Origin of the sequence: Brachyspira pilosicoli P43/6/78 (assembly GCF_000325665.1) — a bacterium.
GTDB lineage: Bacteria > Spirochaetota > Brachyspiria > Brachyspirales > Brachyspiraceae > Brachyspira > Brachyspira pilosicoli.
The window spans coordinates 1-14014 of sequence record NC_019908.1 but is presented as its reverse complement, the minus strand read 5'-3'; the positions used below and the strand labels follow the sequence as shown (position 1 = coordinate 14014).

Annotated in this window: 11 protein-coding genes and 1 pseudogene; 1 reads left to right on the top strand and 11 read right to left on the bottom strand. The window is 30.2% G+C overall.

Annotation, left to right across the window (positions count from 1 at the left end):
- Nucleotides 1–124 precede the first annotated feature (124 nt).
- Nucleotides 125–1822, bottom strand: a complete 1698-nt coding sequence (locus tag BPP43_RS00060; RefSeq protein ID WP_013243540.1) for a DNA repair helicase XPB — start codon at nt 1820–1822, stop codon at nt 125–127.
- 27 nt (nt 1823–1849) lie between these two features.
- Entirely contained in the window at nt 1850–2545 is a 696-nt protein-coding gene (locus tag BPP43_RS00055; protein WP_013243541.1) for a tetratricopeptide repeat protein, read from the bottom strand.
- Nucleotides 2546–2765: 220 nt separating this feature from the next.
- Here BPP43_RS00055 and BPP43_RS00050 point away from each other — a divergent pair.
- A pseudogene (locus BPP43_RS00050) lies at nt 2766–4924 on the top strand (PTS sugar transporter subunit IIABC).
- Between the two features lie 284 nt (nt 4925–5208).
- On the opposite strand, the gene BPP43_RS00045 reads toward BPP43_RS00050, so the two are convergent.
- The 9 genes from BPP43_RS00045 to dnaA form a co-directional block, all read right to left on the bottom strand.
- Nucleotides 5209–6072 (bottom strand): thermonuclease family protein, encoded by an 864-nt coding sequence (locus BPP43_RS00045; protein ID WP_041752796.1) that lies wholly within the window; start codon nt 6070–6072, stop codon nt 5209–5211.
- A complete protein-coding gene (gene thiE / locus BPP43_RS00040) occupies nt 6039–6728 on the bottom strand; it encodes a thiamine phosphate synthase (RefSeq protein ID WP_015273798.1) in 690 nt (229 codons plus the stop codon). The genes BPP43_RS00045 and thiE overlap by 34 nt, the downstream gene beginning before the upstream one ends.
- Nucleotides 6721–7575, bottom strand: a complete 855-nt coding sequence (locus tag BPP43_RS00035; RefSeq protein WP_013243545.1) for an AAA family ATPase — start codon at nt 7573–7575, stop codon at nt 6721–6723. The genes thiE and BPP43_RS00035 overlap by 8 nt, the downstream gene beginning before the upstream one ends.
- Before the next feature lie 95 nt (nt 7576–7670).
- Nucleotides 7671–8021 (bottom strand): tRNA-binding protein, encoded by a 351-nt coding sequence (locus BPP43_RS00030; protein WP_014933545.1) that lies wholly within the window; start codon nt 8019–8021, stop codon nt 7671–7673.
- A gap of 27 nt (nt 8022–8048) precedes the next feature.
- Nucleotides 8049–8933 carry an Rpn family recombination-promoting nuclease/putative transposase gene (locus tag BPP43_RS00025; protein ID WP_015273797.1) on the bottom strand — a complete coding sequence of 295 codons (885 nt, stop codon included), beginning with the start codon at nt 8931–8933 and terminating at the stop codon, nt 8049–8051.
- 378 nt (nt 8934–9311) lie between these two features.
- On the bottom strand, nt 9312–11231 hold the full coding sequence (gene dnaK, locus BPP43_RS00020) for a molecular chaperone DnaK (RefSeq protein ID WP_014933547.1): 1920 nt from the start codon (nt 11229–11231) through the stop codon (nt 9312–9314).
- Nucleotides 11232–11288: 57 nt separating this feature from the next.
- Complete coding sequence (locus tag BPP43_RS00015; protein ID WP_013243548.1) at nt 11289–11498, bottom strand: hypothetical protein; 210 nt, start codon at nt 11496–11498, stop codon at nt 11289–11291.
- A gap of 23 nt (nt 11499–11521) precedes the next feature.
- Nucleotides 11522–12163, bottom strand: coding sequence for a nucleotide exchange factor GrpE (locus BPP43_RS00010; protein ID WP_014935591.1), 642 nt, complete (start codon nt 12161–12163; stop codon nt 11522–11524).
- Between the two features lie 469 nt (nt 12164–12632).
- Nucleotides 12633–13991 (bottom strand): chromosomal replication initiator protein DnaA, encoded by a 1359-nt coding sequence (gene dnaA / locus BPP43_RS00005; protein WP_015273796.1) that lies wholly within the window; start codon nt 13989–13991, stop codon nt 12633–12635.
- Between the last annotated feature and the right edge of the window lie 23 nt (nt 13992–14014).

Below are 14014 nucleotides of genomic sequence, written 5' to 3'. Positions count from 1 at the left end.
TATGTTTATATAAATAGCACAAACGTCATTTGTTGCACTCTTAAGATATATATACAAACCCATTACTTTCACTCTATAGGTTCTCTATAGAGTGTTTTTTTATATTTAATTAATAATTTAAATTTTATTTTGAAAAAGTAAGCTCTTCAAAAGAAGCCATATCCAAAAGCTCATAATGATATCCCTGCTCTGTAAGAAATAATTGTCTTTTATGAGAGAAATCTTCTTCTTTTGTATCGCTTGTAATAACCGAAAAGAAATAGCTTTTATTTTCACCTTTTTTCGGACGAAGAACACGTCCTAACCTTTGAGCTTCTTCCTGTCTAGAACCAAAAGTACCAGATATCTGTATTAATACATTAGCATCAGGCAAATCAACTGCCAAATTAGCTACTTTGCTTACTATAAGTATTTTTATTTCACCAGACTTAAACTTTTTATAAATCTCATCTCTTTCAGCTTGAGGAGTTTTACCTGTAATGATTGTATATCCAGTTTGTCTTTTCATCTCATTAAGCTGATTTAAATACTGCCCTATAATTAGTATGTTTTTGCCTTCTAGTTTTTTGATGATTTTTTTAACTATTTCGTATTTAAGTATATTTTCGCTTGCAATTCTAAACTTCACTTTATCGCTAGAAACCACATAATCAGCCCTCTGCTCATTGTCAAGCGGTATTCTCAAATCATAACAATAAGCCTCAGCAATAAACTTCTTCTCTTCAAGCTCCCTCCAAGGCATATCAAACTTCTTAGGTCCAATAAGACAAAATACATCTTTTTCAAGCCCGTCCTCGCGCACTAAAGTAGCAGTAAGCCCAAGCCTTCTCATACTCTGAATCTCACTTGTAAGCTTTATTATAGGAGCAGGAAGCAAATGAACCTCATCATATATTATAAGCCCCCAATTATGCTTAAAAAATAATTCAAAATGCACAAAAGGAGATTCTTTGTCTTTTCTATATGTAAGTATTTTGTATGTAGCTATTGTTATAGGTTTTATTTCTTTGTTGAGTCCATTATACTCGCCAATATCTTCTTTTGGTATATCTGTTTTATCTAATATCTCATCTCTCCACTGTCTGCAAGCTGTAACCCCTGTAACTATTATAAGAGTTTTTGTCTGCATCTTACTCATAGCAGCTATTCCTACAACAGTTTTACCAGTACCGCAAGGCAAAGCTATAACACCAGCCCCACCCTCAGGACGCCCATTTGCATAAAAAGCTTCTATCGCATTTAATTGATACTCTCTCAAAGAAAAATCTTCACCATTAGATAAAAGCTTGTTTCTTAAATTAAAATGATACTCTTCTCCTGTTTTATAACCAGCTAAATCTTCTACAGGGTATCCTATATTTATAAGAGCTAATTTTATATGACCTCTGTAAATTGGGTCTATCTCTATTTTATTGTCATTAACTTCTCTTTTAATATATTTTACCATTGCCTTATAATGCAATACTTCTTCTATAATGCTTTCATCATCGCTTACAAGATAATATTTATCATCATCTTCTTTAATAATTTTTATTCTTCCGTATTTTGATATACTGCTTTCTATTTGTTTTACAATGTTTTTTGGTATATCATAAGAAGAATATTTCTTTAAAAAATCTATTATAGACTGAGCTGTATAATTCAAACTAGCAGCATTCCATAATGATACTAATGTAATTCTATATGTATGAATATATTCAGGACTCTTTACAAGCTCTGCAAATACAAGCAAAAAATTTCTTATTTCTTCAAAATGCTCTGTACTTACATCTAATAAAATAGTACCATCGCCCTGAACTATGATAGGAGCATTATTATTCAATGTTTTTTCCTTAAAATTAATAAAAAATTAATATATATTATTTTCTATAAGAGTGATAGTTTCATTAAATATATTAAAATATTCTGTATTATTAGTATTGTTGTTTACCCAAGTTCTTAATACATTAATAGCTTTAGTTTTATCATTTTGTTTTCTATATACATCAGATAATGTTAAAGTTGCTTGAGGAGTTAAATAATTTTTAGGATATGCTTTAGTGAAGTTTTCTAAAACAGTAGCTGCTTCTGTATAATTAGTTTGCTCTATTAATACATTAGCCAAATTGTATGAAGCTGCTGGCTGTAAATAAAAACCTCTAGAGTTTGCCACTTCCTGATAATATTTTTTAGCTTCATTATAATTAGCAACATCAAAATAAAGTCCGCCCAAAGTGAAAGCTGCTCTAAGTTTTAGAGTTTTACCTTTAGCATCATTATAAGCCTTTTGAACTCTTGTAGTAATATCTACTATTAAAGCAGGGTTGTTTAATTGATCCTGAGGAATATTTGCTGTTTGATACATACCGTATAAAGCCAAAGCTTCTTCAAAATTTGCTGCTGTTTCTTTATCAGCATTTTCTATATTCATATTATAAATTAAAATACCAGCTATAATTGCTATTATCAACACAAAACCAGAGATAAAAATTACTTTATTGTTATATACATAAGTAAATATTAATTCCGCATTTTTTTGAAGTTTAGATGTAGTATTTTCAGACATAATATCCTCTTATTAATTTCATTATTTTTAGTATTTAATTATAATAGTAAAAGCGAAAAAATCAAGCATTTATTTTCAATATTTATTATAGTTATTAGAAGATATTTTAGTGATATTTGCCCTTTTTTGTGATAATAGTATCGTTAAAACAAAATAGCATTTGACATATAAAAAAATATTGATAATATTATATATATCAAAAAAATTGGAGTTTTTACATATGAAGGATAAACTTTTTGGAGTATTGCAAAGAGTAGGAAGGTCATTCATGCTTCCTATAGCGGTGCTTCCTGTAGCAGGGCTCTTTTTGGGTATAGGTAGTTCTCTTACAAACACTACTATGCTTGAAACCTATAATCTTATGGGGATTTTAGGACCGGGTACTATTGCTTATGATATATTATCAGTATTAAGCGAGGCTGGTAATATTATATTTGGAAACTTGCCTATTATATTTGCTATGAGCGTAGCTATTGGTATGGCAAAGAAAGAAAAAGAGGTTGCTGCTTTATCTGGAGCTATAGCATTTTTTGTAATGCATGCTTCTATTGGTAAGATGATAACAGTTATGGGAGGAGCTGATAAATTATTGGCTGGTTCTACTACTAATGTTGTTGGTATATTATCACTTCAAATGGGTGTGTTCGGCGGTATAATAGTGGGACTTGGAGTAGCTGCTTTGCATAACAAATTCTATACTATAGAGCTTCCTCAAGTATTATCATTCTTCGGCGGTACAAGATTTGTTCCTATAATATCTGCTATTACTTTTTTGGTAGTAGGTATATTAATGTATTTTGTATGGCCTCCTATACAGGTTGTAATGAATAAACTCGGTGATTTAATAGCTGGTTCTGGTTATGTGGGTACTTTATTCTATGGTATCATAGAAAGAGCATTAATACCTTTCGGTCTTCACCACGTATTCTATACACCTTTATGGCAAACTTCACTCGGCGGCACTATGATGATAGACGGCAATTTGGTAGAAGGTGCACAAAACATATTCTTTGCTCAATTAGGCTCTCCTACTACAACTGCATTTAGTGTTGATGCTACTCGTTTTATGACTGGTAAATTCCCATTCATGATATTTGGTTTGCAGGTGCTGCTTTGGCGATGTATAAAACTTCAAGAGCAGAAAAGAAACAAGTTGTAGGTGCTTTGCTTTTCTCAGCTGCTTTAACTGCTATGCTTACTGGTATCACTGAACCTATAGAGTTTACATTCCTTTTTGTAGCTCCAATATTCTATGCTATACACTGTGTACTTGCTGGTATATCTTTCATGCTTATGCATATACTTCATGTTACAGTTGGTATGACATTCTCAGGCGGTTTAATTGACTTGCTTTTATTTGGTGTAATACAAGGAAATGCTAAAACTAATTGGGTTTGGATTGTAGTAGTTGGTGCTGTTTATTTCTTTATTTATTATTTCTTATTCTCTACATTGATTAAGAAATTTGACTGGAAAACACCAGGAAGAGAACCAGACAGTGAAGAGCCTAAACTTTATAAAAGAGCAGATGTTGAGGCTGCTAAGGCTTTAGCTAAAGGAGAAAATATTGATACTAATCCTTTATTTAAATATGAAGAAGCTCCTTTAATCACTTCAGGACTTGGCGGAAAGAAAAATATAAGCGATGTTGACTGCTGTGCTACAAGACTTCGTGTTACAGTGTTTGATGCTTCTAAAGTTAATGACACTATGCTAAAACAAAGCGGTGCTGCTGGAATCATCAAAAAAGGTAATGGCATACAGGTTATATACGGACCTAAAGTTACAGTAATAAAATCAAGACTTGAAGAGTATTTACATGACCCTATAAGCGACAATGAAGATAATATGACTGCTTCTAATGAAAACACTTCTGCTAATGAACCTCAAAAGCAAGAATCTGCAGCTTCTGGTAGTAATGAACTTGTTGACACTGTTTATGCTCCTATTAAAGGAAACATTGTTAAACTTGAAGATGTTAAAGATGAGGCATTTTCTTCTGGTGCTATGGGTAAAGGTATTGCTATTGACCCAGCTGAAGGCAAAGTATATGCTCCTTTTGACGGAATAATAGAAACTGCTTTTCCTACAAAACATGCTATTGGACTTAGTTCTGATAAAGGTGTTGAGTTGTTAATACACATAGGTATGGATACTGTTAAACTCAATGGTGAGCATTTTACTTCACATATTGAAGATGGTCAGAAGATTAAGAAAGGCGATTTATTATTAGAGTTTAACATTGAGGGAATAAAATCTGCAGGCTACCCTACAGTTACTCCTGTAATTATCACTAACTCTGATGATTATGCAAATATAGAGCCAACATCATCTCTTAGTATAAATGCTTTAGACAAACTCATTGATGTTAAAAAATAATAATTAATAAAAAATAAATATAAAGGGGCTTAATATTTTTTAAGCTCCTTTTTTATATACTTAATTTTTTTAACTTTGTCAAAAAATAAATTTATATTTTTGTTTTATATCTGGGGCTTTGACCCAGACCCCACTTCTTTTGCGACCGAAGGAAGTGCCGGCGGCGTGACCCAAAGAAGCAAAAAGGCTATTTTTTAGCTAAAATATATACTTTATACTACATTTAAAATAAAATTAATATAATTTTTATACTAATATTCATAATTAAAAAATGCTAAACAAAATTAGCGGTTCTCTCTTCTGTATCTAGATGGGTCTATAAACTTTCTCCTGCCCTGAAACTTCGATAAATAAACTATATTACTAGCAATCTCACTAAAACCATTATCTCCATATTTTAATACAGTCTCTTTTGCTAATTTTTCTTCTATCATATAATAAGCTAAAGGTACATCATCAATTAAAACATGGCATAATATTCTATCAAATATATCATAGGAAGAAACAAGCATAGAAACTTTATCGCTGTCTTTTATTAAATTAGAAACATAGTCCCTCGCCTCTTTGCCGTAAACTTGTTCTAATTCTGGTGCGTCAATTCCTATGAACCTATAAACATTATTATTATACGATATGGTGTCTCCGTCCAAAACTTTTATCAAATCTTTATCAATATTATTTTCACTATAATTATTATTTGTAACAGATAAAAATATTTTTGAATTATTAAAATCTCTTAATGTAATATATTCTTCTTTTTTTATGTCGTTAATATTTAGTACAACTTTATAATAGGTTATTTTGTTTTTATACGCATATTCTATTAGACTATCATCGCTAAAAAAACATAATATATTTTTTCTTAATCTTGAATATATTCTAAAACGAAACTCGCTTATAAACTTAATACTTGGGAAAACATTTTTTATATAATCTTTATTATTATATCCAACAACAAAAACATCTTCTCTAAATTTTATATAATCATATATTATTTGAGTGTTAGAGTTTTTAATAAATGCCTCAATAGAAACATCATCTATAAATAACGCTTCTTTATCATCAAATAAAAAATTACTTAAAATAAATAAAAAAACAAATGAAATTATTATTATTAAGAGTGCATTTTTTTTATTAAAGTTTCGCATTTATTTTTAATATCATCAGAAGCAACAATCTCAGTAAGCATGCATAAACATTTTGCATTATGCTCTATAAGTAAATCCATATTATTAAGTTTAATACCACCAATACAAACAAAAGGCATATCAATATTTTTAGCAATATAATCTAAATACTCAATACCCACAGCACTATTAGCATCAATCTTAGTATTAGTATCAAATATAGGACCAACCCCAATATAATCAGCACTGCTATTAAAAGCCTCATTAGCTTCATCAATATTTTTTGTAGAAAGCCCTATAATCATATCATCGCCAACAATCTTTCTAACCACTTCTATTGGCATGTCATTTTGCCCAATATGCACCCCATCAGCTTCCACTGCTAAAGCCAAATCAGCATAATCATCTACTATAAATAATGCATTACTCTTTCTTGTCATCTCTCTTATCTTAACGCACTCTTTATACTTCTCACGCATATATTTTTTAGGGTTCTCTTTTTCTCTATATTGAATAATCTTTATACCCGCATCAAGCATAGAGCCTACTACTTCAATATTATTTCTGCCCTTAGAAAAATCTTCAGCAGTAACGCAGTATATAGACTTATTAAAATAATTCTCTTTTAAATAATCTCTTTTATCTTTTTTGTTTTTTAAATTTTTAAAATTATTCATCTTTGTTATTCTCATCAATATTAAGCGATAATATTCTAATACCTTCACTTCCAAGCACAGATTTTAAAGCTATTAAAAAAGCGGAATCTTTACTATGAGCAATATTGCTGTTATAAAGCTTCATAGCATACCTTGCCATACTAATACCATCTCTCACAGAAAAAGAAGCATTATGTATATGCGACTTCTGTAGAAAACCAACAGTAATTTTTAATATTTCATCATCAGCAAAAGGAAGATTCATTTTTAATATATCATACTCTTCTTTAACATCTGGAAAAGGAAGCTCTATTGTAGGCTGCAAACGAGAATGTATATATTCAGGAAGCTCAAAAGTGCTCGCATCATCATTCATTGTAACTATCACTCTAAAATCTGGGTGAGCTTTTATTTTTATGCCGGCAATAACACTTTCAACATATCTTCTGTCATCAAGAAGCGGAGCAAGAGAAGCCCAAGTTTTCTCACTCATTCTGTTTCCTTCGTCAAGTATAGCAACGCCGCCTTTAATCATAGCAGTAACCAAACTTGAAGCATGATAGCTTATTGTGTTATTTTCTGATATTACAGGTATTATTATTAAATCCTCTGGTCTAGTATCCACTGTACATTGAAATATATAAACATCTCTTTTAAGAAGCTCTTTAGCTACATAATAAGAAAGAGTAGTTTTTCCAGCACCAGGTTTTCCCACAATTCTAGGGTTTAGTGGTATATCATCTTCAGATATTATATGCCAAGAAGCCATTATCTGCCTTACTAAATCATTTTGTCCTGTCCATTTTATATTTAAATTATCTGGGTGAGATAATGTAAGCTCTACATTTTCTATTTTTATCTTTTCCATATTTTCCTCTAATAAAAAATATTTAATAAATGTATTTGGATATAATGATAAATCAATTATACAAAAAGTCAAATTATAATTAGTATGTTAAAAAATTAGCCTATAGGAGTGCCGTTTTCTGCTTCTTCATTAATGCTAAGTAAAACAACTTCATTATTTTCTTTTACAGCACCAAGGACAAGACATTCAGAAAAAAAGTTAGCAATTTGTTTTTTTGGGAAATTCACAACAGCAATAATTTTTCTTCCGATTAAATCTTCTTTTTTGTAGAGTTTTGTAATTTGAGCAGATGACACCTTTATGCCCAATTCTCCAAAATCAATTTTTAATTTGTATGCTGGTCTTTTAGCCTTTGGAAAATCCTCTGCCTCTATGATTGTACCTACTCTAATGTCAAGTGAAAGGAAATTGTCAAAAGTGGTTTCATTTTTAATATTATTTTCCATAAATAAATCCGTTTGCAAATAATTGAATTATAAATTATCAATTTCTTCTTTGCTTAAACCTGTTATTTTGCTTATTAAATTAATATCTATATTTTCTGTTTTCATATTTTTAGCTAATGCATATTTTTCTTTTTCTACACCTTTTTCAATACCCTCTTTTATACCTTCTTTTATACCTTCTTCTCTTTCTCTCTTTAGCATTACTTCCTGTCCATATAGAAAAGCCTCACGAGCATTATAAACTTGCATACTCTCTTCATCAGAGGTAAATATTTTATATTTTTCTATAACTTTACTCATAATAATGTTTTCCTCCTTTAGCTTATCTATAATTTTATTTAAATCATTCGATGTAAAAAACTCTATCCAAGAAAGTAATTTATTTTTCTTTATTTCTTCAATAGTTGAAGCTTCTAATATTTTCTTAAATCTTTTTATCTCTATTAAATGTATTTGAATCATATCTAAACTTATATCATGATTATCAGTATCTATAAGCTTAAAACATCTATGCTCTTTTCCGTTATCATTAAAGTTTAAATTAAAATCCAAAAAATTTATACTAATTATTTGACTTATATCTCTGTAAGCCTCATTAGTTTTTAATTCTAAAGCTATATTTTTTGATATATAATAATAAATTCTTTTTAAAAAATCTATATTTCCAAAGAGCTGAAACTCTATTATGATTTTTTTATTATCATTAGTTTTAGCTTTAACATCTAAAATAGATTCTTTTAAATATTGATTATCTTTAAGATTATAAGGATTAATTATCTCTAAATTATGAACCGTCTCAAAACCAATATTAGTAAGTACAGCATTCACTATATTTTCAAGTATATCCTCATCACCTTTAGAAGCTAAAAGATACCTAATAAAAAAGTCATTTAATAGATTAATCTTGTTCATATATATATTATACTAATGTTGGAGAAAATTGTCAAAGAGTGATTCATTTGATTATTTAGGCTTATGCGTTGAAAATATGTTTTTTATTTTGCAGGGCTTTGTATAGTAATGTACTTTCTTATAATTGCACTTTTGCGAAGCGTGCCCGAAGGGCTAAAACTTTGACGAAGTCCGCAGAGCGTATGCTACGGGAAAAAGTTGAACAAAAAACTTGTATGATGAAATATAATTGCATATTCTAATATCATAGAAAAATCGTCAAATAATATTTTGTTATAATTTAAAAAAACATAAGCGGCTAGAAATTAACCATTAAAAATTAACTTCCAACCGCCTACTAGACTTTATATATTCAACTTTTACTTTTTATCTATATTATTATTTATTGTCATCAACAACCTCATAGTCAGCATCAACTACGCCGTCATCTTTTCTGCCTGAATCTTGGTTAGTGTTTTGCTGTGCTTGCTGCTGTCCTGCATCAGCTTGTCCTTGCTGTGCTCCTGCTTGTTTGTAAAGAGCCTCTGAAGCTTTGCTCCATGCTGCTTGTAAATCATCTGTAGCTTTTTTAATGCTGTCTGTATTGTTAGATTCTACTGCTGATTTTAAAGCACTCATTTTTGACTCAATCTCTGATTTATCTGAAGGCTGTAATTTATCGCCATTTTCTTTTAACAATTTTTCTGTTTGATAAATCATATGGTCAGCATTGTTTTTAGCTTCAACTTCCTCTTTTTTCTTTTTATCTTCTTCAGCATGTTTTTCTGCATCCTGAACCATTTTGTTTATTTCTTCCTCGCTAAGTCCGCTTGAAGAAGCTATTGTTATTTTCTGCTCTTTACCAGTACCCAAATCTTTAGCTGTAACATGTACTATACCGTTAGCGTCTATATCAAATGAAACTTCAATTTGTGGTACGCCTCTTGGTGCAGGTGGTATGCCTACTAAATCAAATCTTCCAAGCTCTCTGTTGTCATTAGCCATTTTTCTTTCACCTTGTAATACTCTAATAGTTACAGATGATTGATTGTCTGCTGCTGTTGAGAACACTTGTTTTTTGTTTGTAGGGATAGTAGTGTTTCTGTTAATTAAAACAGTCATTACTGAACCTTCTGTTTCAATACCAAGTGAAAGCGGAGTAACGTCAAGAAGAAGAACGTCTTTAACATCACCTTTAATAATACCGCCCTGTACTGCAGCACCCATTGCTACTGCTTCGTCTGGGTTTACGCTTTTATTTGGGTCTTTTCCAAATATGTTTTTAACTGTCTCTTGTACTAAAGGTATTCTTGTAGAACCTCCAACAAGTATAACTTCATCTATATCGCTAGTAGAAAGTCCTGCATCTTTCAATGCTTTTTCACATGGGATACGAGTTTTTTCTACTAAGTCTCTTACTAAATCCTCAAATTTTGCTCTTGATAAAGATACATTCAAGTGTTTAGGACCTGATGCATCTGCTGTCAAGTATGGCAAGTTGATATCTGTTTGAAGTGAGCTAGAAAGTTCTTTTTTAGCTTTTTCAGCAGCTTCTTTTAATCTCTGTAAAGCCATTTTGTCGCTATTTAAATCAACGCCTGTATCTTTCTTAAACTCTTCTATTAGCCAGTTAATTATAGCTTGGTCAAAGTCATCACCGCCTAAATGTGTATCACCGTTTGTACTTTTTACTTCAAATACTCCGTCAGCTAATTCAAGTATAGATATATCAAATGTACCGCCGCCCAAGTCATAAACTGCTATTTTCTCATCTTTCTTTTTCTCCATACCATAAGCTAAAGCAGCAGCTGTAGGCTCGTTTATTATTCTTAATACATTAAGCCCAGCAATTCTTCCAGCATCTTTAGTTGCTTGTCTTTGGCTGTCATTAAAGTATGCAGGTACTGTGATGATTGCATCTGTTACAGTTTCTCCTAGATACTCTTCAGCTGTTTGTTTCATCTTTTGAAGTGTTCTTGCACTTATCTCTTGAGGAGTAAAGTTTCCTTCAAGTGTTTTAATTTTTACTTTTCCGTCTTCCTCTATAACTGTATAAGGCATTCTTGAACGCTCTTCTGTTACTTCAGAATAAGTGTTACCCATAAATCTTTTTATAGAAAATATTGTATTTTCTGGGTTAGTTACCATTTGGTTTTTAGCAGGCTGACCTACTAATACTTCCCCTTTATTTGTAAATGCTACTATAGAAGGTGTTGTTCTGTTTCCTTCGCTGTTTGTTATTACTACAGGTTTTCCGCCTTCCATTACTGATACACATGAATTTGTTGTTCCTAAATCTATTCCAATAATTTTGCTCATTATAAATTTCTCCTTAAATATTAATTAAATGTTTATGTACGATTAAAGTCTATAAGTCTAATTCTTCGTTAGAACGCTTACAATATATTCAGTATGCCCATTGCCTAAATGTGATGTATTAAGATCAACATTGATAACTTCTCTGTTTTCTATATGTCTGTTAATCTCATCTGTTAAATCTTGCAAAACCTTATTAATATGATTTATGCTTTCTTTCTTTGAATCTTTAGGTTCAAAATAAGCTCTAAAAAGTTGAATATGTGCCATAAAAAAAATCTCCTTATAAAAATTTATTGTTCAGCTTTCTTTGGTTTTCCAACCACAACCTTAGCTGTTCTCAAAAGTTCATCATTTAATTTGTAACCCTTAGCATAAACTTCTACAACCTGCTCTTTATCAATATCAGGAACTTCTAACATAGTTAATGCCTCATGCAAGTTAGGGTCAAACTCCTCTCCTAATGCCTCTATTTCACTCACGCCATTATCAGTTAAAAAATCTATAAACTGTTTATGTATTAATTCTATACCCTTATAATATTCGCTTCCCTTTATAGTTTCATCATTATCAAAAGATTTTAATGCCCTCTCAAAATTATCCATAAAATTGATAAGAGATAATAATAAACCTTTATTAGCTCTCTTTATGCCGTCAGCTTTTTCTTTGGCAGTTCTCTTTCTAATATTTTCTGCCTCAGCCATAGCACGCATATATTTATCTTTCATATCAGAAACTTCATTTTCTAACTCTTCTACTCTCTTTTTTAGAATGCTAATTTCATCTTCATTATTTTCTAAATTTTCTTTTTCTTCTTCATTAACTTCATTAGTCTCATTAATTTCATTAGCTTCTGCATTAGAATTGTTTTCTGCAATGTCCTCACTACCATTACTAGCAGCTTCATTGCCTTCTTTCATTTCTTCTTCTTGCATTTAATCTCCTTTTTGTTTCCTTTTTAATTTCCTCTTAATTATTTACAGAAGTTACACCTATAATATATGCAATAATCGTGCCAAAGATATTATTTTTTATTGTTATATCTATTTAAAACAAAAGAAAATAATTGAATAAAACATTGATATGAGCTTAAATTATATAGTTTATTTAATAGAAGATGCCATAAATTAGCGAAACTACACATATATATTATAATTATAAAAAATAAAAAACATTAACAATTTATTATGTTTAATAATAACACACAAAAGCGAATAATAGATGTTTAATAATTATACAGTGAATTATAAAAAGGTGTTTAAAAAAGTATCACCCCGAGAAAGGATCTGCAGGGTGATAAGGAGGTTTATGAAAAATTGTATTATTTAACAATACAATTAATATTATATAAGAATTTAAACAAATGTCAAGGCAAAATATCAAAATATCATACTTTTTTATTAATCATGATATGCTTGATATTATGTCGTTAATTTCCCTTGCTACATGAGAATCTGCTTTAAGCTCTTCTTTAATTTTTTCTCTCGCATGTATAATAGAAGCATGGTCTCTATTAAACTCCAAGCCTATTTCTGTAACAGATTTCTTAGAATATTCACAAGCTAAGTATACAGCAACATGTCTTACTTTAGCTATAAACTTTGTTCTGTCTTTACTGTCAAAAGCATTCATCTCTATGCCGTAATAATCAGCAACTATTCTTTTTATTTCTTTTATAGTAGCATTTTTTAATTTTGGCTTATTAGTAAAATAATCTTTGAATATATTTAACTTATCGCACTCTTCAACATTAGGAGTTATTTTCATCAAATCTCTCACAGACAAATAAGCCCTAATAGCTCCTTCAATCTTACGAACATCTGTTGTAATATTTTCTGCCATATATTTAACTACTTCTTCATCAATAGTTGTATTTAAATCAATTAATTTTCTTTCAATTATGGCAAGCCTAGTTTCATACTGCGGAGGCTCTATGGATAATATCAAACTCTTTTCAAATCTGTTTTTTAATCTTGCCTCTATGTTTCTAAGTTCCTTCGGAGGCTTATCACTTACAAACACCATCTGCTTACAAGCATTATCTAAAGCCTGAAATATCTCAAATAACTCTTTAGAAGTCTCCTGAGCACTTTCTAACAATTGCAAATCATCAAGCAAAAACATGTCTAAAGATTTATATTTCTTTTTGAAGTTGTCTGACTTTTTAGTTTGAAGGCCATATATATATTCATCTCTAAATCCGCTTCCGTCTATATAGTTTACTTTTGCATTAGGGTTATTCTCTAAATAATAATTACCAATAGCTTGAAGTAAATGCGTTTTACCTATACCAACACTTCCATATATATAAAGAGGATTGTATTCTCTGCCTGGTTTTTCAGCAACTAACTTAGCAGCTGCAAATACAAATTTATTATTGCTTCCCTCTATAAAGTTGTCAAACTTAAAATATTCGTTTAAATTGGATTTACTTTTTGTATTATTATTATTATTTTCTGTTGTTACTGTTATTTCTGCAGCATCATCAATATTTTCTTCTTCATTATTATTAACAACATTTACATCAACTAGTACTTCTACATTTATATCATGCCCGCACTTATCTTTTAAATAAGATTTTATACGCTCTAAAAAATCCTTCTTTATATGATTAGCTGCAAAATCCCCAGAACAAATAATACTTACATTTTCCTCATCATCAACCCTAAAAAAACTGCCCTTGAGTAAAGCTACCCCAGCATATTCTCCGTTTTCTGATATTATCTCTAGAAATTCATTGAAATATTCTTTTATCTTTTCCATTTATCTATCTTTAAAAAAATTAA

Coding starts and splice junctions, on each gene's coding strand:
- BPP43_RS00055 (WP_013243541.1), bottom strand. CDS start 2,545: ATGTCTGAAAATACTACATCTAAACTTCAAAAAAATGCGGAATTAATA.
- BPP43_RS00045 (WP_041752796.1), bottom strand. CDS start 6,072: ATGCGAAACTTTAATAAAAAAAATGCACTCTTAATAATAATAATTTCA.
- thiE (WP_015273798.1), bottom strand. CDS start 6,728: ATGAATAATTTTAAAAATTTAAAAAACAAAAAAGATAAAAGAGATTAT.
- BPP43_RS00035 (WP_013243545.1), bottom strand. CDS start 7,575: ATGGAAAAGATAAAAATAGAAAATGTAGAGCTTACATTATCTCACCCA.
- BPP43_RS00030 (WP_014933545.1), bottom strand. CDS start 8,021: ATGGAAAATAATATTAAAAATGAAACCACTTTTGACAATTTCCTTTCA.
- BPP43_RS00025 (WP_015273797.1), bottom strand. CDS start 8,933: ATGAACAAGATTAATCTATTAAATGACTTTTTTATTAGGTATCTTTTA.
- dnaK (WP_014933547.1), bottom strand. CDS start 11,231: ATGAGCAAAATTATTGGAATAGATTTAGGAACAACAAATTCATGTGTA.
- BPP43_RS00015 (WP_013243548.1), bottom strand. CDS start 11,498: ATGGCACATATTCAACTTTTTAGAGCTTATTTTGAACCTAAAGATTCA.
- BPP43_RS00010 (WP_014935591.1), bottom strand. CDS start 12,163: ATGCAAGAAGAAGAAATGAAAGAAGGCAATGAAGCTGCTAGTAATGGT.
- dnaA (WP_015273796.1), bottom strand. CDS start 13,991: ATGGAAAAGATAAAAGAATATTTCAATGAATTTCTAGAGATAATATCA.